General features: G+C 46.1%; 9 protein-coding genes, 1 pseudogene and 1 CRISPR repeat array. All 10 genes and pseudogenes read left to right on the top strand.

Annotation, left to right across the window (positions count from 1 at the left end; translation table 11 throughout):
• Nucleotides 1-104 precede the first annotated feature (104 nt).
• The 10 genes and pseudogenes from HWQ41_RS23495 to HWQ41_RS23540 all read left to right on the top strand — a co-directional run bounded on the left by HWQ41_RS23495 (nt 105) and on the right by HWQ41_RS23540 (nt 20,400).
• Nucleotides 105-3,227 carry an efflux RND transporter permease subunit gene (locus HWQ41_RS23495; protein WP_292768279.1) on the top strand — a complete coding sequence of 1,041 codons (3,123 nt, stop codon included), beginning with the start codon at nt 105-107 and terminating at the stop codon, nt 3,225-3,227.
• 45 nt (nt 3,228-3,272) lie between these two features.
• Nucleotides 3,273-3,828: direct repeats of the CRISPR family, unit length 37 nt; unit sequence GTTTCAGTCCCCGTGAGGGGATTTTGTTAGTGGAAAC.
• A gap of 222 nt (nt 3,829-4,050) precedes the next feature.
• Nucleotides 4,051-5,850, top strand: coding sequence for a ShlB/FhaC/HecB family hemolysin secretion/activation protein (locus HWQ41_RS23500; protein WP_292768282.1), 1,800 nt, complete (start codon nt 4,051-4,053; stop codon nt 5,848-5,850).
• A gap of 132 nt (nt 5,851-5,982) precedes the next feature.
• Nucleotides 5,983-8,385 carry an S-layer family protein gene (locus tag HWQ41_RS23505; protein WP_292768313.1) on the top strand — a complete coding sequence of 801 codons (2,403 nt, stop codon included), beginning with the start codon at nt 5,983-5,985 and terminating at the stop codon, nt 8,383-8,385.
• A gap of 146 nt (nt 8,386-8,531) precedes the next feature.
• A complete protein-coding gene (locus HWQ41_RS23510; protein WP_292768285.1) occupies nt 8,532-11,000 on the top strand; it encodes an S-layer family protein in 2,469 nt (822 codons plus the stop codon).
• Nucleotides 11,001-11,155: 155 nt separating this feature from the next.
• Nucleotides 11,156-11,323 (top strand): hypothetical protein, encoded by a 168-nt coding sequence (locus tag HWQ41_RS23515; protein WP_292768319.1) that lies wholly within the window; start codon nt 11,156-11,158, stop codon nt 11,321-11,323.
• 1 nt (nt 11,324) lies between these two features.
• Nucleotides 11,325-11,498, top strand: a pseudogene (locus tag HWQ41_RS23520) (Uma2 family endonuclease); the annotation flags it as partial.
• A gap of 500 nt (nt 11,499-11,998) precedes the next feature.
• Nucleotides 11,999-14,500, top strand: a complete 2,502-nt coding sequence (locus HWQ41_RS23525) for an S-layer family protein (RefSeq protein WP_292768288.1) — start codon at nt 11,999-12,001, stop codon at nt 14,498-14,500.
• A gap of 65 nt (nt 14,501-14,565) precedes the next feature.
• A complete protein-coding gene (locus HWQ41_RS23530) occupies nt 14,566-17,031 on the top strand; it encodes an S-layer family protein (RefSeq protein ID WP_292768316.1) in 2,466 nt (821 codons plus the stop codon).
• A 73-nt stretch (nt 17,032-17,104) separates the two neighbouring features.
• Nucleotides 17,105-19,732: an S-layer family protein gene (locus tag HWQ41_RS23535; protein WP_292768291.1), complete on the top strand. Its 2,628-nt coding sequence runs from the start codon at nt 17,105-17,107 to the stop codon at nt 19,730-19,732.
• Nucleotides 19,733-19,782: 50 nt separating this feature from the next.
• A complete protein-coding gene (locus tag HWQ41_RS23540; protein ID WP_292768293.1) occupies nt 19,783-20,400 on the top strand; it encodes a Uma2 family endonuclease in 618 nt (205 codons plus the stop codon).
• Nucleotides 20,401-20,439: the final 39 nt, after the last annotated feature.

Consider the following 20,439-nt stretch of genomic DNA (forward strand, 5'->3'; position numbering starts at 1 on the left):
GTCTACGTTTAAAAAATTGACTTTGACAAAGAGTTAAGCCTTAACCCAAGCGCATTGCTATTTAGCGATCGCATCCCCATCACATTTCTGGGAGAATAAAACCCATGAACCTTTCAGAACTCTTCATTCGTCGTCCAGTCATGACCACCTTGGTGATGATGGGTATCCTCATTTTCGGTCTGATGAGTTATGTATTGTTACCCATCAGTGCGCTGCCCAACGTTGAATATCCTTTTATTTCTGTCTCTGCTAGTCTCCCTGGTGCCACGCCCGAAACAATGGCATCTTCGGTCGCCGCACCCCTAGAAAGACAGTTTACCGAAATTGCCGGACTAAATTCATTCAATTCCACCAGTTCAACTGGCAGCACCAGCATCTCCCTACAATTTGACTTTAGCCGCAGAGTGGAGGATGCCGCCAAAGATGTACAGGCAGCCATCTCAGCCGCAGCCGGACAACTGCCCGCCGGAATGCCTCACCCGCCCACCTACCGCAAAGTTAACCCGTCTGTCTCACCGGTTCTCTACCTCTATATGTATTCTGAGACACAGCAAATCTCGACAGTAGATGAATACGCAGAGGTAACAGTTGGTCAGCCAATCTCAATGATTGATGGTGTTGCTCAGGTACAGGTCTATGGTCAACAGCAATATGCAGTCCGCGTGCAGCTTGACCCGCGAGAGTTGGCATCGAGGGGAATTGGTCTAAATCAGGTAAAAACTGCAATTCAACAGGGAAATGTTGATTTGCCAACCGGCAGTCTCTCTGACGCTTACAAAAATTATACGATTCAGGCGAACGGTCAACTTACCGACGCTGCCGGCTATCGTCAACTTATTGTAACTTACGCCAATGGTGCGCCCGTGCGCCTCCAGGATTTGGGGGACGTGATTGACAGTGAACAAAACGTCAAAGTCTCAAATTTGTATAGCGATAACAAGGTGACAAACCGCCATTCTGTTGTTCTCGCTGTGCAGCCGCAGCCCGGAGCTAACACTGTAAATATTGTTGATGCCATCAATGAACTTTTACCTACGCTCCGCGAACAAGTTCCCAAATCCATTGAGATGGGGATTATGTACGATCGCTCCCAAACCATCCGAGCCTCTGTCAACGATGTGAAGTTTACCTTGGTTCTCTCGATTTGTCTAGTTGTCTTGGTGATTTTCTTATTCTTGCGTGATGTCACGGCGACGCTGATTCCCAGTTTGGCACTACCTGTAGCCATCATTGGCACTTTTGCCGTGATGTATCTGTCGGGCTTCTCCCTAGACAACATCTCACTCATGGCGTTGACCCTCTCCGTGGGCTTTGTCGTGGATGATGCGATCGTTGTGTTGGAAAATGTCGTCCGTTATCGGGAAATGGGCGAATCTCCCCTAGACGCAGCATTGAAGGGATCAAGGGAAATCAGCTTCACAATTTTGTCAATGACCCTTTCCTTGGTGGCGGTGTTCATCCCGATCATGTTTATGAGTGGAATAATCGGTAAATTATTTCATGAATTCGCCGTGACGATCGCAGTGGCAATTTTGGTTTCGGGTTTTGTTTCCCTCAGTCTCACCCCAATGTTGTGCAGTCGTTTCTTAAGTTCATCGCATCAGCAAAAACCAAATCGGCTCTATCGAGTCTTAGAAGGGGGATTTGATTTACTACTGCGGGGATATGATTGGACGCTCAAGCCCATCTTAAAATACCGCCTGATGACACTCATTGGTTCTGGCATTCTGCTGCTAATGACCGTCTATTTGTTCGTCATCGTTCCCAAAGGATTTATTCCTACGGAAGACACCGGACAACTGATGGCGAACACGAAAGCCGCACAAGATATTTCTTTTGATGATATGCTGCGTCACCAGCAAACGGTTGTTGATATCATTCGTAAAGACCCCAACATTGAAGCAGTTGACTCAATTGTGGGTGCAAGTGGCCCGAACGGTTCAGTCAACGGTGGGCGAATTACCATTCGGCTAAAACCACGTTCTCAACGTCAACTCAGTGCTGACCAAATCATTCAAGAGTTAACCCCCAAGTTAAGACGCACAACTGGGATTAAAACATTCCTCCGCTCTCCGCCAGCTATTCCCATCGGTGGTCAACAAACTAATTCTACTTATCAGTTCACGTTGCAGAGCTTGAATTTACAAGACTTGCGCCAATACGTTCCCAAACTTGTGGATAAAGTCAAAACCCTACCAGGACTCCGGGACGTTGACAGCGATTTACAACTCAGCACTCCCCAAATTCAAGTCCAAGTTGACCACAACAAAGCTGCAACTCTGGGGATTACCGCCCAACAGGTTGAACAAACCCTCAGCGCTGCTTATGGTTCCAGCCAGGTTTCCACTATCTATACCCCAAATGACCAATTCTATGTAATCTTAGAAGTGAAACCGGAGTTTCAGCGAGATCCCAGCGCCCTATCATTACTATATGTGCAATCGAGTACTGGCAAACAGGTTCCCCTGAGTGCGATCGCTAATATCACCCAGAATGTCGGCCCTCTCACCGTCGCTCACGTTGCTCAACTCCCCTCTTCGACTATCTCTTTTGACACGCTCCCAGGAACGTCTCTAAGTCAGGCTACAGATGCCATCAAGCAAGCAGCCAGTGAGTTGCTACCCTCAACAATTACCCCCAGCTTTCAGGGTTCAGCCCAAACCTTCCAACAGTCCTTCAACGATTTAGGTGCGCTGTTGTTGGTGTCTATTGTAGTCATCTATCTGATTCTCGGTATCCTCTATGAGGATTTCATTCACCCGATCACTATTCTTTCCGGTCTACCTTCGGCGGGTTTTGGCGCATTACTGACGCTGCTGATTTTCCAGGTTGATTTAAATCTTTACTCTTTTATCGGCATCATTCTGCTAGTGGGCATCGTCAAGAAAAACGGCATTATGCTGGTGGATTTTGCCATTGAAGCCCAGCGAAAGGAAGGTAAAAATTCCTATGATGCCATCTATGCCGCTTGCTTGACTCGCTTCCGCCCGATTATGATGACGACGATGGCAGCTTTAATTGGGACATTGCCTATTGCTTTGGGGACGGGAGTTGGTTCAGAAGCGCGTCGTCCTTTGGGTATTGCGATCGTTGGGGGATTGTTGTTTTCTCAGATATTGACTCTCTATCTGACTCCAGTGTTTTACATTTACATGGAGGCATTGCGGAAAAACCTTGGCCAACCTAAGTTTTACCGCTTTTTCTTCAAAAAGCCCAAGGTCAGCTGAGAATACTGATATCAAAATCGCCTATAACCTACTTCAATAATGGAGGTTTCAGCCCCCGTGAGGGGATTTTGTTAGTGGAAACCAGAATGGATCTGGGTTCTCCCAGGTTAATTGGTCGTTTCAGTCCCCGTGAGGGGATTTTGTTAGTGGAAACTCGAACTTCGATGGCTGTCTCTCCCGATGCGTTAAGCGCGTTTCAGTCCCCGTGAGGGGATTTTGTTAGTGGAAACCGTGAAGAATTGCTAGAACAATACTTTAGCGATCGCTAGTTTCAGTCCCCGTGAGGGGATTTTGTTAGTGGAAACCTTTATGAGCCTTCAGCACGGCAAATATCAGAACTCTGGTTTCAGTCCCCGTGAGGGGATTTTGTTAGTGGAAACTCAAGCACAATTGGCACATTCAGAATTTAGATGTGCGTTTCAGTCCCCGTGAGGGGATTTTGTTAGTGGAAACCTTGTCGGATGCAACTCAGTTCATGAGGATTCCAGATGAGTTTCAGTCCCCGTGAGGGGATTTTGTTAGTGGAAACAATGGCCAAAAAATATGAATCTTTAAGAAGTGATGGTTTCAGTCCCCGTGAGGGGATTTTGTTACTGGCTCTCTTCTCTAATTCTGGTGCGTAGTCCATCACCCATCTGTATATTGTTGTGTGGTCAACCTCAACGCTATCGCCGCGAACTTTTGAATAAAAATTTACATAAATAACAGTAATGTTACCGATTTTATTCTCGGAAAATTTAAGTTAAGTATAGTACCTGCAAGGTATTTAGTTATACTTTTCAATTATTAAGGTTTCAATCTGTAATTTATTTAATTACAAATAATGATTAGAAAAACCTTGGTTATAAATCAGCCAGAGGTCGTTAAGTTAGTGGGCAAACTGAGGATTTTTGCTGGATCTCTAACACTCAGCTTTGTGATAGCAGTATTGTGCAACTATCAGGATGCGATGTCTACGACGGGCGTAGCTGTGGCCCAAACTCCTAATCCTCAGACATTACCCCCAGGTCGGTTAGACGATATTCCTGTCAACCCCTTACCTTCGGATGTACTGCCGAAGTTACCAGACAACAATCAATTGCTTCCATCCCCAAAAGTACCGAATCAGCCAATTCCGGGACAGGATGACCCTAATGCCAGATTTCGGGTTGATCGCATTGAAGTCGTTGGTAGTACAGTTTTCAAAGCAGAACAGTTTGCCACTGTCACAGCTCCCTTTGTGGGACGCGAACTGACGTTTGCAGAGTTGTTGCAAGTTAGAGATGCGATCACCAAGCTCTACACTGATAACGGCTATGTAACCACAGGAGCATTGATTACAACGCAGACAGTAGAAACTGGGGTGATCAAAATTCAGGTGATCGAGGGTAGTGTGCAAGAAATCAAGATTATCGGTAATCGACGATTGCACAGTCAATACATTCGCGATCGCATCCAACTTGGTGCTGGCAAACCCCTAAATGTACCACACTTACTGGAAAAGCTGCAACTACTCCGCCTCGATCCGCGGATTCAAAACCTGTCAGCCGAGTTGCAAACAGGCGTGCATCCGGGAACCAATGTGTTGCAAGTTGAGGTTAAAGAAGCAGAAACTTTTAAGCTGACGACAAGCCTGGATAATGGGCGATCGCCCAGTGTCGGCAGTTTTCGCCGGGGAGTTGATCTGGAAGAAGCCAATTTATTGGGCTTGGGCGATACCCTGAGCGTGGGATACGCCAATACCGATGGCAGTAATACAATCAATGCTAATTACACCCTGCCGGTCAATGCCCATAATGGCACTGTATCCTTTGGTTTTAGCCAAGGATGGAACCGCGTGATTGAAAAGCCATTCAGCGTCCTTGATATTCAGTCAAATACCCGGTCTTACGAATTGGGTTATCGCCAACCAGTGCTGCAAAAACCAAGCCAAGAGTTGGCAATCGGGCTGTCATTCTCGCGTCAGGAAAGCCAAACTGAGTTGGGTATTGATAAGATTGGGCCGTTTCGACTCTCGCCCGGTGCAGATGCGAACGGAAAAACCAATATTTCTGCCCTGCGCTTTTTCCAAGAATATACTCAACGAAGCAACCAATATGTATTTGCGGCGCGATCGCAATTTAGCCTTGGTGTAGATTGGTTTGGTGCAAATGTCAATAATAATGAACCAGATAGCCGCTTTTTCGCATGGCGGGGACAGGCGCAGTGGGTGCGGCAATTAGCACCTGACACTCTATTTTTAGCCAGGGGCGATTTCCAATTGGCAGCAGATTCCTTAGTGCCTTTGGAGCAATTTGGTCTTGGTGGACAGCTAAGTGTACGGGGCTATCGCCAAGACGCATTACTCACAGATAATGGTCTGTTATTTTCGGCAGAATTTCGAGTACCCATTGTCCGCGCTGCCAAGATTGGTGGGGTGCTGCAACTGACACCCTTCATTGATTTTGGCAAAGGCTGGAATGTCAAGGGCGAAAATCCATCGCAGAGTATGCTTCTTAGTACTGGGTTGGGGCTGTTGTGGAAACAAGGTGATCGCTTCTGGGCCCGTTTTGATTGGGGTATTCCCCTGATTTCAGTGGAGGGTGAAAGGCGATCGCTCCAAGAAAATGGGCTGTACTTCTCGGTGAATTATTCGCCATTTTGATCGAGGCGATCGCCCAGTTGATGGTTCAAGACCATACGGTTTTGGGCATCCTAAATACAAAGTATAAATAAAGGCTTGGCGATGACAGCAACCTCTATTTGTTTAGGTCTGTGCGGTGGAATAGTGCCGTTGATGTTAATGCCACTTTGGTGCGGCTTTGCCAACGCCCAAGTAACCCCTGATGGCACCCTCAATACTAATGTCTCTCAAACTGGCAATAACTTTACCATAACCAACGGTAATCGAGTTGGCAACAACCTGTTCCACAGCTTCAGCCAATTCTCAGTTCCTACCAACGGCTCTGCTTTCTTTAACAACGCCTCAGATATTCAAAATATCTTCAGCCGCGTCACTGGAGGCAGTGTTTCCCAAATTGATGGTTTAATACGGGCGAATGGTAGCGCTAATCTGTTTCTGCTCAATCCCAGTGGGATTATTTTCGGCGCAAATGCTCAATTGAATATTGGCGGATCGTTTATTGGTACAACTGCCAACAGTATTAAATTTGCAGATGGTATTGAGTTTAGTGCGATTAATTCCCAAGCTACTCCGTTGTTGAGCATCAATGTTCCCATTGGGTTGCAACTGGGCAGCAATCCCGCATCAATCACCGTTCAAGGCACAGGACACTCCTTGAGCAATCCCGGTGGACTGGCTCTTGTCACTCAAAATCCGAGTGCTACAGAACTGCGGGTACAGCCGGGAAAAACCCTAGCTTTAGTGGGTGGCAATCTGGATCTAAATGGGGCAACTCTCACCGCCAAGCAAGGGCAAGTAGAATTAGGCAGTGTGAGTGGTGCAGGGTTGGTTAGTTTAATCCCAACTGCACAAGGCTATACTTTGAAATATGAAAATGGGCAAAGCTTTGGTGATATTCAGCTAGCAGGGCGATCGCTATTAGATATCAGTGGGGTGAATGCAGGTTCGGTTCAAATTCGGGGGCGACACATTCAATTCAGCGATGGCTCTCTGGTGCTGGCGCGAAATTTCGGCAATCTCCCCGGCGGCGACATTCGCCTTCAGGCTACAGAGGGGATTGATTTGATTGGCACAACAGCTGATGGCACAATTCCGAGCGGGGTACGTAGTGAGGCTCTGGGTATCGGAGCTAGTGGGAACATCAGCGTCATTACTCCCAGGCTGACTCTCAAGCAGGGAGGGTTGTTGTATAGCTCAACTTTTGGAGCTGCTCCCAGTGGCAATATCCACATCGATGCAACCGCGATTGAACTGTCTGGCTTCCCACCCACTAATCCTACTAGCGTTACCGCCATTAATACTGCCACACTAGGTACTGGGAATGCTGGTGATGTTTTCGTAAATGGCAATAGTCTACTAATATCGGGTGGAGCCTCATTGTCTTCGGTGACATTTGGTAGTGGCTCCAGTGGTAAAGTTACAATTCACAATAAAAATACCACAGTAATGGGAGAAAATCCTTTTGGACTTTATAGCAACATTAGTATAACTACGTTTGCGACCGGAAATACCAAAGACTTGATACTCGATACTGCCAATTTAAAAATTTTGGATGGAGGAACAGTTGGTTCATCCGCATTCTTTATTGGTAATGGGGGAAATGTAAGCATCAATGCTACCGAATCGATCGCAATTAGTGGTAGCAGTCGTAACAATAAAAGTAGCATCAACTCGTCTAGCGTCCGCTTGAATTCGCAATTGCGTCAATTCTTTAGTTTGCCAGATATACTGACGGCGAATGCAGGTAATGTTAGCGTTATTACACCCAACTTGACGCTGACAGATGGCGGGACAGTCAGTGTCACCAGTCAAGGCAGTGGAAATGGTGGCAGTCTCAATATCACAGCCAATACTATCCGATTAGACCGTCAAGGAAGCATCCAAGCACAAACAGAATCAGGTAATGGAGGTAATATTAACTTACAAGTTGGGAAGTTGTTGCTGCTGCGTCACCATAGCGCGATCGCCGCAACAGCAGGTGGTAATGGTGATGGAGGTAATATAAACATTAATGCACCGATCATCGCCGGCTTAGAAAACAGTGACATTATTGCTAATGCGATTAAAGGCCGGGGGGGCAATATTCAAATCACCACCCAAGGCATCTTTGGGCTGAAGTTACGCAATCAACTCACACCTGATAGTGACATCACCGCCAGTTCGCAATTTGGGTTGAGTGGCACTGTTCAAGTTAATACTATCGGCGTTGATCCAAATTCCGGCTTAGTGGAACTACCAGCAAATGTCACCGATCCATCCCAGCAAATTGCTACAGGTTGTTCTAATACGAATGGTAGTAGTTTTGTCGCCACGGGTCGGGGTGGTGTGCCGCAAAATCCCCTTCAACAGGTGACGAGCGATCGCACTTGGGACGATGTGCGAGATTTGTCTGCTTACCGCAAAACGGGTGAGCTAAATGCCCAGATCCCAGCATCACCGGAGGTTCTCGTCGAAGCCACAACTTGGCATCGCAATGCTGACGGCAAAGTTGAGTTAATTGCAGCTAAACCAGCCCACGTACAACCATCTTTAACCTGTGCTGCGCTTAGGAACTGAAGTTCGAGCAATTGCGATGGCTGTGGCAAGTTTCGTTTTCACAGAACGACACCAAGATGACTATTAAATTAAAACTGTTAATGCTGTTCAAACACAATGCCGTTTAGGGAACCCTGTTTATATTAAGTATTAATGGAAACCGAGCGATGAAAATACCCTCTGTTTGCTGGGGTTTGATCAATGTAATGCTGACAGGTGGGATGCTCCTTTGGTGCAGATCTGTGAGTGCCCAAGTAACTCCCGATGGCACCTTGAATACTACAGTCTCCCAAAGTGGCAATAACTTCACCATTACTAACGGTAGTGCCGCCAACAGTAACCTATTTCACAGTTTCAGGCAGTTTTCGGTTCCCACTGGTGGTTCAGCTACCTTTAACTTAATCAATACGCCCAACATTTCCACCATCTTTAGCCGTGTTACTGGCGGTAATATATCTAATATTGATGGCTTAATTCAGACGATTAACAGCAACAACCCCATTAGTTTGTTGTTGATCAACCCTAGTGGGATAATCTTTGGAGCCAATGCCAAACTGAACATCGGGGGTTCGTTTATTGGTACAACTGCCAACAGTATTAAATTTGCCGATGGTATTGAGTTTAGCGCAATTAATTCTCAATCAGCCCCGTTGTTGAGTATCAATGTTCCCATTGGTTTGCAAATGGGTAGCAATCCCGCATCGATCAACGTTCAAGGCACAGGACATGCCTTAACCTTAGGCCTTGCCAATAATCTAGCTTCCATCACTCGCACTCCTAGTCCGACAGAACTGCGAGTACAGCCTGGAAAAACTCTGGCGTTGGTGGGTGGTAATCTAAATCTGAATGGGGCAACCCTGACTGCCGAACAAGGGCAAATTGAATTGGGCAGTGTGAGTGGCATCGGGCTAGTTAACTTGATACCAGATGCTCAGGGTTATACGCTTGGGTATGCTAATGGGCAAAGCTTTAGTGACGTTAAACTCACTGGGCGATCGCTGCTGGATGTGAGTGGGATGAATGCAGGTTCGGTTGAAATTCAGGGTAAAGAGATCCAATTTACCGATAGTTCGCTGGCGCTGGCACAAAATCTCGGTAATCTCCCTGGTGGCAACCTGCATCTTCAGGCATCGGCAGGAATCGATCTGACTGGTACAACCAGCGGAGTTCGGAGTGAAACCTTGGGGATTGGAACTGGTGGTAACATCAGCGTCATTACTCCCCGATTCAGCCTCCAGCAGGGAGCGGCATTAAGTAGCATAACCTATGGAGTATCTGCCAGTGGCAATATTCAGATCGATGCCTCAGCCCTAGAGATATCTGGCTTCTCGCTGACCAATTCAAATGCCAGCGTTATTAACACTAGTACATTCGGTTCCGGGAACGCAGGTAATATCTTCGTCAATGGCGATAGTTTACTAATATCTAATGGTGGAGCATTGTTTTCAGCGTCGCTGGGTGTTGGTGACAGTGGTGAAGTTATCATTCACAACATTGATACCATCATCAGGGGAAGTAGCTCCCGACCTAGCCCCACTGTAATTAGCTCAACTGCCTTCAGTAGAGGAAATGCCAAAAGCATAACACTAGATACTGCCAGGTTACAACTGCTAGATGGGGGAACAATTACCACAGGCTCGTTTTTTGTCGGTCATGGAGGAGATATTAGCGTAAATGCTACAGAATCCATCCAAATTAGTGGTGGCACTAAGTTAAGAAATAGCGCCATCGACTCGTCTACCATGCACATAAACCCAACATTCCAGAAGCTACTTCGTTTGCCTAATATACTGACAGCCGATGCCGGTACGATCAGCATCACAACGCCGAGCCTAACGCTGAGAGATGGCGGGACAGTCAGTGTCACCAGTCAAGGTAGCGGCAATGGTGGCAGTATCAACATCACAGCCAATACCATCCGATTAGACCGTCAAGGAAGCATCCAAGCACAAACAGAATCAGGTAATGGAGGTAATATTAACTTACAAGTTGGGAAGTTGTTGCTGCTGCGTCACCATAGCGCGATCGCCGCAACAGCAGGTGGTAATGGTGATGGAGGTAATATAAACATTAATGCACCGATCATCGCCGGCTTAGAAAACAGTGACATTATTGCTAATGCGATTAAAGGCCGGGGGGGCAATATTCAAATCACCACCCAAGGCATCTTTGGGCTGAAGTTACGCAATCAACTCACACCTGATAGTGACATCACCGCCAGTTCGCAATTTGGGTTGAGTGGCACTGTTCAAGTTAATACTATCGGCGTTGATCCAAATTCCGGCTTAGTGGAACTACCAGCAAATGTCACCGATCCATCCCAGCAAATTGCTACAGGTTGTTCTAATACGAATGGTAGTAGTTTTGTCGCCACGGGTCGGGGTGGTGTGCCGCAAAATCCCCTTCAACAGGTGACGAGCGATCGCACTTGGGACGATGTGCGAGATTTGTCTGCTTACCGCAAAACGGGTGAGCTAAATGCCCAGATCCCAGCATCACCGGAGGTTCTCGTCGAAGCCACAAGTTGGCATCGCAATGCTGACGGCAAAGTTGAGTTAATTGCAGCTAAACCAGCCCATGTACAACCATCTTTAACCTGTGCTGCGATTCCAAGAGTTAATTTGCCCAGGATTTAATCGGCTCAATGCCAAGCGATCGCAAATATTCCAACTACTCAAACAGTTTCCTTGTCGCTGATGTTAGAAGTAGTAACATTTAGGGTATTTTCAGTATAAAAAAATACTCTAAAATGAAATAGTTCTCTGTTCGGTTGGGTTTAGTTAATCGATTATTGACAAGCACAATTAGTAATAGCGGCAACATTACGATTGATTCACCTATTATTTTGGGATTAGAAGATAGCGATATTATTGCCAATGCTGTAAATGGTAAAAGTGGCAATATTAACATTACAACTCAGGGTCAAATTAGGGAATTATGTTCGCGTAGCATCTGGTAGAGAAGCAATGAAGATTCCCGAATATTGGATCGTTGATTATGCAGCCTTGGGAGCAAGAAAATTTATTGGTAATCTCAAACAACCAACCATTTCTATTTATCATCTAGTTGATGAAGAATATCAAGTCGCTCAATTTAGGAATTCGGAACGTATTATCGTAAATCAAAGGGTTTAAGACCCCAAAAATATAGGTAGCGCGGAGTCGGAGTCACTCCACCTCCGATGATTTACCCGGCGGGATCTTGCTACAGTCGGGGTTTAAATCCCCATCTGAAAATGCCTTTAATTTTGAATTTTGTTAGCGTAGCGTAAAGCCTTCTCTTCTCCCTTGGCGCTAGCCTCTCCCAATGTGAGAAGGGGAGACGCACTCGCGTCCCTTGAGGCAACGCATAAAGGCATATCTTCTCTACCAGACGCACTCGCGTTCGCTTTTAGCGTCTCGTAGAGAGCGTCATTTTGAATTTTGAATTGTTAAATCCCCTACTTTTCCAGATTTGAAACTGACTGCTAATCAGATTTCTAATGGTGCTTTGTAGAGTCTTTTCTATCTAAACTCCCGATAATCTGCTGCTCGCTGCTAATTATTTTGATTCCAGGCAATGGGTGTTACCAAAACGACTATTTCGGGAATTCTAAGACTATCAGTTAAAGGGGAGTATTTATGCCATGAGAGCGATGTCTACGACGGGCTACGCCTACGCTTTTTTATCTGCACTCACAACAGGCTTTTGGACTTACGCGATGGTGTTACCTGCGATACTCCTTTGGAGTCGCTGCGCGATCGCACAGGTGACATCCGATAGTACTACCAACACTATAGTCAACCCAAGTGGTAATAATTTCACAATTATTAACGGAATTGAAAAAGGTAATAATTTATTTCATAGTTTCAGTAATTTCTCTGTGCCTACAGGTGGTTCTGCCAACTTTAATTTAATCAACACGCCAAATATTACAACCATATTTAGTCGAGTGACTGGTGGAAATGTTTCCAATATTGATGGCTTAATTCAAACTCTCAATGGTAATAATCCGGTAAGTTTGTTTTTGATGAATCCTGCGGGGATTGTGTTTGGAAAAAATGCCTCGTTGAATATTGGCGGCTCGTTTGTGGGAACAACGGCGAATAGCATTAAGTTTGCTGATGGAATAGAGTTTAGTGCGACTAATCCCGGTGCTACGCCGTTGTTGACGATGAGTGTGCCAATTGGGTTGCAAATGGGGCAAAATCCGGGAGATATTACCGTCCAAAACACCGGACACCGTTTAATTAGTATTGGTAATGCTATAGTTTCTCCTCTGGATCGAAGTAACAATCCTGTAGGATTAAGCGTTACCTCTGGTAATAACTTGGCATTGATAGGGGGAGAAGTAGCCTTAGATGGTGGAGTGTTAAATGCACCTTCTGGACATATTGAACTCGGTAGCGCCAGTAATGGCACAGTTAATCTCAACACCTCTTCTCCTCATTGGAATTTTGATTATGGCAATATAAAGCAATTTGGGAATATTCATCTGTCCCATCAATCCCTTGCCGATGCCAGTGGCACCCCTGCGGGTTCTATTCACTTCCAGGGTCGAAATATTAGCTTGCAAGATGCGTCTGCTGCTTTATTAGTTAATCAAGGAAGCAATAATTCCGGCGACATTAGCGTTAATGCTAGTGAGTCATTGCAACTGGGGGGAGTTGGCACTGATGGATTTCCCCAAAGTCGATTGCGTGCTGATAATTTTGGCGATGGTGCTGGGGGTAATATTTTGGTTTCTGCCTCCCAAGGATTCCTCTACGATGGTGGTTCTATTGATGGATTCAATTTTGGTAAAGGTTCAGGAAGTAATATTTCTATGGAAATTGGAGATTTGCTTCAAATTGTGGGATTATCACCTATTAGTGGATTGACCAGTTCACTGATTACTAACAGCAGCAATTCGGGGAAAAGTGGTGATATTCGAGTAGTTACCAAAAAATTGCAGATTTTAGATGGTGCTGAGATCGACAATGTTAGCTTGGTAAATGGTATGGGAGGTAATATCACGATTAATGCTGCTGATTTCATCGAAGTGATGGGGCAAAATTTGCATGATAGCCTCATAGTGGTTAGCACATTCGGCCAAGCAAATGCAGGCCAATTAACTATTAATACTGCCAAACTGAGAGTACAGGATGGAGGAGGTATCGTTGCCTCTACCGTAAATAGCGGCAATGGAGGGGATTTGCTAATCAATGCTTCTGACACCGTTGAAGTCAGTGGAGTGAGTAGTATTTCTGGTCTTCCTAGTCGAATTGGTGCTAGGGCCGAATTACTTGCACCACCTATTCGGCAACTACTTGGATTACCAGATGTGATCACAGGTAACACGGGAAAATTCACTCTCAACACCCCGCGCTTGCAGATTACAGATGGGGCAATTGTTGGCGTTGACCATCAGGGTATTGGCGATGCTGGAAAACTGGAAATTAATGCAGGTTCAATCCGTCTTGACAATGGTGGTAAAATTACTGCCGCTACTGTTCAGGGTGAAGGCGGTAACATTTTTATCCAGGCAAATGACTTAATCATGGGTCGTGGTAGTTCAATTGTTACTAATGCAGGTGGTATTGGCAATGGGGGCAACATCACCATTAACTCTCCCATCATCGTCGGCTGGAAAAATAGCGATATCATCGCCAACGCAGTCCAAGGTAATGGGGGCAACATTCAAATCAACACCCAAGGCATATTCGGGCTAAAATACCGTAACGAACTCACCCTAGAAAACGACATCACCGCCAGTTCCAAATTTGGGGTTAACGGTACGGTAGATATCAAGAATTTTGGAGTTGACCCCAGTTCTGGTTTAGTCGAATTACCTGTAAACTTAACAGACTCATCACAACAAATTGCTACAGGTTGTTCTAATACGAATGGTAGTAGTTTTGTCGCCACGGGACGGGGTGGTGTGCCGCAAAATCCCAATCAGCAAGTGACGAGCGATCGCACTTGGTCTGATATCCGCGACATCTCTGCATTCCGCAAAACCGGGGAAGTCACAGCCCAAATGCCTGAATCTCCAGAGGTTCTTGTCCAAGCTACTTCCTGGCATCGTAACGCCCAAGGCAAAATTGAGTTAGTTGCAGATAAACCTTCTACTCAGGTGCAACAGTCGTTAACCTGTGCTGCTCTTCCCAAAATTTAATCATGTTATTAATCATCCAATTTCGGGAACTCTAACTTGAAATCAGTTAAAGGAAGTCTTTGGTGATGAGAGCAATGTCTACGACGGGCTACGCCTACGCTTTTCTATCTACACTCACAATCGGGTTCTTGAGTTTCGCTCTGGTAGTACCAGCCATAGCTCAGGTGACATCTGATGGTACTACCAACACTATTGTCAACCAAACTGGTAATAATTTCACAATTCTTAACGGTATTGAAAAAGGTAATAATTTATTTCACAGCTTCAGTAATTTCTCTGTGCCTACGGGTGGTTCAGCCAGATTCGATTTAATTAACACCCCGAACATCTCCACGATTTTCAGTCGAGTCACAGGGGGCAGTGTTTCCAATATTGATGGCTTGATTCAGACGATTAACAGCAACAACCCCGTTAGTCTGTTGTTGATCAACCCTAGTGGGATTATTTTCGGCGCAAATGCTCAATTGAATATTGGCGGATCGTTTATTGCTACAACTGCTAATAGTATTAAATTTGCCGATGGTATTGAGTTTAGCGCGATTAATTCACAAACTACCCCACTGTTGAGTATCAATGTTCCCCTTGGATTGCAACTAGGTAGCAATCCTGCATCAATAACCGTTCAAGGCAGAGGATATGCCTTAAGCTTTACCAATAATCTACCTTCCATCACTCGCACTCCTAGTTCGACAGAACTACGGGTACAGCCTGGAAAAACCCTGGCATTGGTGGGTGGCGATCTACATCTGAATGGGGCAACCCTGACTGCTGAACAAGGGCGAATTGAATTGGGTAGTTTGGGTGGTGCAGGGCTAGTTAGCCTGGTGCAAAATACTCAGGGGTATACACTTGGGTATGGAAATGCACAAAGCTATGGTGACATTCAACTTGCCCAAAAATCCCTACTAGATGTCACTGGGGTAAATGCAGGTTCTGTTCAGGTGCAGGGTAAAGAGATTCAATTTACGGATGGCTCGCTGGTGCTGGCACAAAATCTCGGTAATCTCCCTGGTGGAGACTTGCATTTTCAGGCATCGCAAGCAATCGATATGACTGGTATAACTGGGATTCGCAGTGAAACTTTAGGCGTTGGAACGGGCGCGAACATCAGCATCATTACTCCCCGATTGAGCCTCCAGCAGGGAGCAGTATTAAATACCATAACCTATGGAGCATCTGCCAGTGGCAATATTCAGGTTGATGCTTCAGCGCTAGAGATATCTGGCTTCTCGCTCATCAGTTCAAGTGGCAGCTTGATTAACACTAGTACCTTCGGTTCTGGGAGCGCAGGTAATATTTTTGTCAATGGCGATAGTTTACTACTATCGGATGGTGCAGGACTGTCTTCAGTGTCGCGTGGTATCGGTTCCAGTGGTCAAGTTGTCATTCACAACATTGATACCACCGTCAGGGGAAGCAACTCCTCACCTACCGACACTAGAATTAGCTCAACTACCTTCAGCACAGGAAATGCCAAAACCTTGACACTGGATACTGCGAGGTTACAACTGCTAGATGGGGGAGCAATTGGCACAAGCTCGTTTTCTGTCGGTCATGCGGGAGATATTAGGGTAAATGCTACAGAATCGATCCAACTTAGTGGTGGCAATAAGTTAAATAATGGCGCTATCGGCTCGTCTACCATTCGCTTAAGCCCAGTATTTCAAAAACTATTGGGACTGCCAAATAATTATATACTCACAGCCGATGCAGGTACGGTGAGCATCACAACACCGAACCTGACGCTAAAGGATGGTGCGACTGTCAGCGTCACCAATGAAGGTAGTGGCAATGGTGGTAGTATCAACATCACCGCAGATACCATCCAATTAAAGAATCAAGCTGTAATCGAGGCAAAGACAGCATCCGGCAATGGCGGCAACATCAGCTTACAAATTGGTAATCTGTTGCTGATACGCGACAATAGCCAAATCACCTCAACAGCAGGTGGTAATGGTAATGGAGGTAATATAAACATTAATGCACCGATCATCGTTGGATTAGAAAACAGTGACATTATTGCTAATGCTTTTAATGGTAATGGCGGTAACATCAACATTAGCACTCAAGGCATCTTTGGGCTGAAGTACCGCGATCGCCTCACACCTGATAGTGACATCACTGCCAGTTCGCAATTTGGAGTCAGTGGCACAGTTGAAGTTAATACTATCGGCGTTGATCCAAATTCCGGCTTAGTCGAACTACCAGTAAATGTCACCGATCCATCCCAGCAAATTGCTACGGGTTGCGCGGACAGGGAAGGCAGCCGCTTTGTGGCAACGGGACGGGGTGGTATTCCTGAGAACCCAACAAAGCAGGTGATGAGCGATCGCACCTGGTCTGACATCCGCGACATCTCTGCATTCCGCAAAACCGGGGAAGTCACAGCCCAAATGCCTCAATCCCCAGAGGTTCTTGTCCAAGCTACTTCCTGGCATCGCAATGCTCAAGGCAAAATTGAGTTAGTTGCAGATAAACCTTCTACTCAGGTGCAACAAGCATTAACGTGTGCTGCTCTTCGCAAAATTTAATCATGTTATTAATCATGCCCTAAAAGGGAACTCTAACTTGAAATCAGTAAAGGAAGTTTTTGGTATGAGAGCGATGTCTAACGACAAGCCCAACTCTTGGAGAGGCTGCGCCAACGGGTTCGGGGGGTCACAATCGACGCCAAGCGCCTTTCCTTCAGAACGCTACGCGAACGCGCATCGTCTCGCAGAGAAGACTGCGACCCCCTCACCGCCAAGCGTCTACGCTTTTCTATCTACACTCACAATCGGGTTCTTGAGTTCCGCTCTGGTACTACCTGCGATACTCCTTTGGAGTCGCTGCGCGATCGCTCAGGTGACATCTGATGGTACTACCAACACCACTGTTACCCTAAATGGTAATAATTTCACAATTATTAATGGTATTGAAAAAGGTAATAATTTATTTCATAGCTTCAATAATTTCTCTGTACCTACGGGTGGTTGGGCGAGATTCGATTTAATAAACACACCAAATATTACAACTATATTCAGTCGGGTTACAGGTGGAAATGTTTCTAATATTGATGGGTTAATTAGCACGCTTAATAGCAGTAACCCGGTAAGTTTGTTTTTGATGAATCCTGCGGGGATTGTGTTTGGGGGAAATGCCCGCTTGAATATTGGCGGCTCCTTTGTGGGAACGACAGCGAATAGTATTAAGTTTAGCGATGGGGTCGAATTTAGTGCGACTAATCCCGGTGCTACACCGTTGTTGACGATGAGTGTGCCCATCGGCTTACAGTTGGGGCAAAACTCAGGGGGGATTACATTACAAGGGAGTGGACATCGACTGATCGCCGGACTTTTTACCCCCACAGATCGCAGCAATAATCCCATCGGGTTACAAGTTGGGGCAGGTAATACACTGGCGCTGATTGGCGGTGAGGTTAACTTGTCCGGTGGCATTGCAGCCGTTGCTGGTGGCGGGCATTTGGAAATAGGCAGTGTCAGCGAGGGGCAAGTCAGACTCAATGCCACTCTTACGGGGTGGGTCGGGGATTACTCAGAGGTGCGGCAATTCAAAGATATCCATCTCGCGCAGCAATCTCTGCTAGATGCCAGCGGCAGCAGCGGCTCGATTCAATTACAAGGACGGAATATCAGCTTCTCCGAGGGTTCCGCAGCCTTGCTCCAAAACCTTGGCACACAACCGTCCGGGGGGATTACAGTCAATGCCACCCAGTCCCTTAACCTTACGGGGAATACACCCGATGCTAGGCTGGGGAGCCTCATCCAAATCGAGAACTTAGGAACGAGTCAGACGGGTGATATTACCATCTCTGCCGCGCAGCTATCCCTCCAAAATGGAGGAGGAATCCGTACTCGGACGTTTACTCAAACACTTGGTGGCAATATAACAGTCAATGTTGCAGGGTTGATCGATATCGATGGCTTTGCCCCCGCCAACCCAGCCAATGCGTCCTCGATTGCAACATTCACATCTAACTCCGCCAACGCAGGCAACCTTACGGTCTCAACCGGCAACCTGAGAATTCTGAATGGTGGCGGTTTGTTCTCTATAACCGGAGGCTCTGGACAGGCTGGAACCTTACGAATTAATGCAGAAGACTTAATCGAAATCGCTGGACTAAACCCCATTACATTGTCACCAAGTCAGTTGCTTTCAGCGACTGTCAGATCTGGAAATGCCAATAACGTGTTTGTCAATACGTCCAGATTAGTGATTCGAGACGGTGGATTCCTAGGGTCTGACACCGTTGGCACGGGTTCAGCAGCTAGCGTGACGATTAATGCTTCAAAGTCCGTAGATATCCAGGGTAGAAGTGCCGGATCGATCGTACCTAGCCGCATCATTTCAACCGCCGAAATTATCGATCCAGCCACTCAAGCTGCCTTTAGACTGCCTGCCATTCCCAGCGGGAACGCTGGTTTCCTAACCATTAACACACCGTCGTTACGCATCACAGATGGGGCATATATCAGCGTCAAAAATGATGGTCCAGGCAACGCCGGAGATTTGCAAGTTAACGCCAACTCTATTTTCCTTGACAACCAAGGCGCTATCACCGCATCTACCGCCTCTGGAAACGGAGGTAATGTCAGATTAAACTTACAAGAGGATCTGCTGATGCGTCACAATAGCCTGATTTCCGCCACTGCTGCGGGCAACGGCAATGGTGGTAACTTGTCAATTAACGCACCGGTGATTGTTGGGTTAGAAAATAGCGATATCATCGCCAATGCAGTCCAAGGTCAGGGCGGTAACATTAACATTAGCACTCAAGGCATCTTTGGGCTGAAGTACCGCGATCGCCTCACACCTGATAGTGACATCACTGCCAGTTCGCAATTTGGAGTCAGTGGCACAGTTGAAGTTAATACTATCGGCGTTGATCCAAATTCCGGCTTAGTCGAACTACCAGTAAATGTCACCGATCCATCCCAGCAAATTGCTACGGGTTGCGCGGGCAGGGAAGGCAGTCGTTTTGTGGCAACGGGACGGGGTGGTATTCCTGAGAACCCAATAAAGCAGGTGATGAGCGATCGCACTTGGGATGATCTGCGAGATTTGTCTGCTTATCGCAAAACGGGTGATCTAAATGCCCAGATCCCAGCATCACCGGAGGTTCTCGTCGAAGCCACAACTTGGCATCGCAACGCCAAGGGCAAAGTTGAGTTAATTGCAGCTCAACCAGCCCATGTACAACCATCTTTAACCTGTGCTGCGGTGTCAAACTAATCTGTGCCGACCTTGGAAATGGTAAAGTCAAAACAAGCGGAGGTTTTGATATGGCTCAAGCTTTACCCAAATTATTTACCTATGAAGAATTTATCGAATGGCTGCCGGAAAACACTCTTAAGCATTACGAATTACACGACGGGATAATTGTTGAAATGCCTCAGCCGAGTGGAAAACATGAAAAAGTTACGGGATTTTTAGCAGGGGAAATTACTGTTGAGTATAAGCGGTTGAAACTGCCATATTTTATCCCCAAAACAGCGTTAGTCAAACCACCGAGAAAATCATCGGGTTACTCGCCGGATGTGGTTTTAATCAACGATGCTAATTTGCAGAATGAGGAATTTTGGGAAAAAGAATCTACTGTGACTCAAAGTGAATCTATTCCTTTGATTATTGAGGTTGTAAGTACAAACTGGGAAGACGATTATTACACCAAATTAGGGAATTATGAAGCAATGAAGATTCCCGAATATTGGATCGTTGATTATGCCGCTTTGGGGGCAAGAAAATTTATTGGTAATCCTAAACAACCAACCATTTCTATTTATCATCTAGTTGATGAAGAATATCAAGTCGCTCAATTTAGGAATTGGGAAGGTATTATATCTCCTACTTTTCCAGATTTGAAACTGACTGCTAATCAGATTTTTAATGCTGCTTTGTAGAGCCTTTTTCTATCTACACTCCAGGTAAATCCCGATAAT

Source organism: Nostoc sp. NOS(2021) (genome assembly GCF_017115025.1).
In the GTDB taxonomy this organism is placed as follows: domain Bacteria; phylum Cyanobacteriota; class Cyanobacteriia; order Cyanobacteriales; family Nostocaceae; genus Nostoc.

What these genes read in the sequence shown, in the direction of transcription:
- HWQ41_RS23500 (WP_292768282.1), top strand. Translation starts at nt 4,051, where the DNA reads ATGATTAGAAAAACCTTGGTTATAAATCAGCCAGAGGTCGTTAAGTTA.
- HWQ41_RS23495 (WP_292768279.1), top strand. Translation starts at nt 105, where the DNA reads ATGAACCTTTCAGAACTCTTCATTCGTCGTCCAGTCATGACCACCTTG.
- HWQ41_RS23505 (WP_292768313.1), top strand. Translation starts at nt 5,983, where the DNA reads ATGTTAATGCCACTTTGGTGCGGCTTTGCCAACGCCCAAGTAACCCCT.
- HWQ41_RS23535 (WP_292768291.1), top strand. Translation starts at nt 17,105, where the DNA reads ATGTCTAACGACAAGCCCAACTCTTGGAGAGGCTGCGCCAACGGGTTC.
- HWQ41_RS23540 (WP_292768293.1), top strand. Translation starts at nt 19,783, where the DNA reads ATGGCTCAAGCTTTACCCAAATTATTTACCTATGAAGAATTTATCGAA.
- HWQ41_RS23530 (WP_292768316.1), top strand. Translation starts at nt 14,566, where the DNA reads ATGAGAGCAATGTCTACGACGGGCTACGCCTACGCTTTTCTATCTACA.
- HWQ41_RS23510 (WP_292768285.1), top strand. Translation starts at nt 8,532, where the DNA reads ATGAAAATACCCTCTGTTTGCTGGGGTTTGATCAATGTAATGCTGACA.
- HWQ41_RS23525 (WP_292768288.1), top strand. Translation starts at nt 11,999, where the DNA reads ATGTCTACGACGGGCTACGCCTACGCTTTTTTATCTGCACTCACAACA.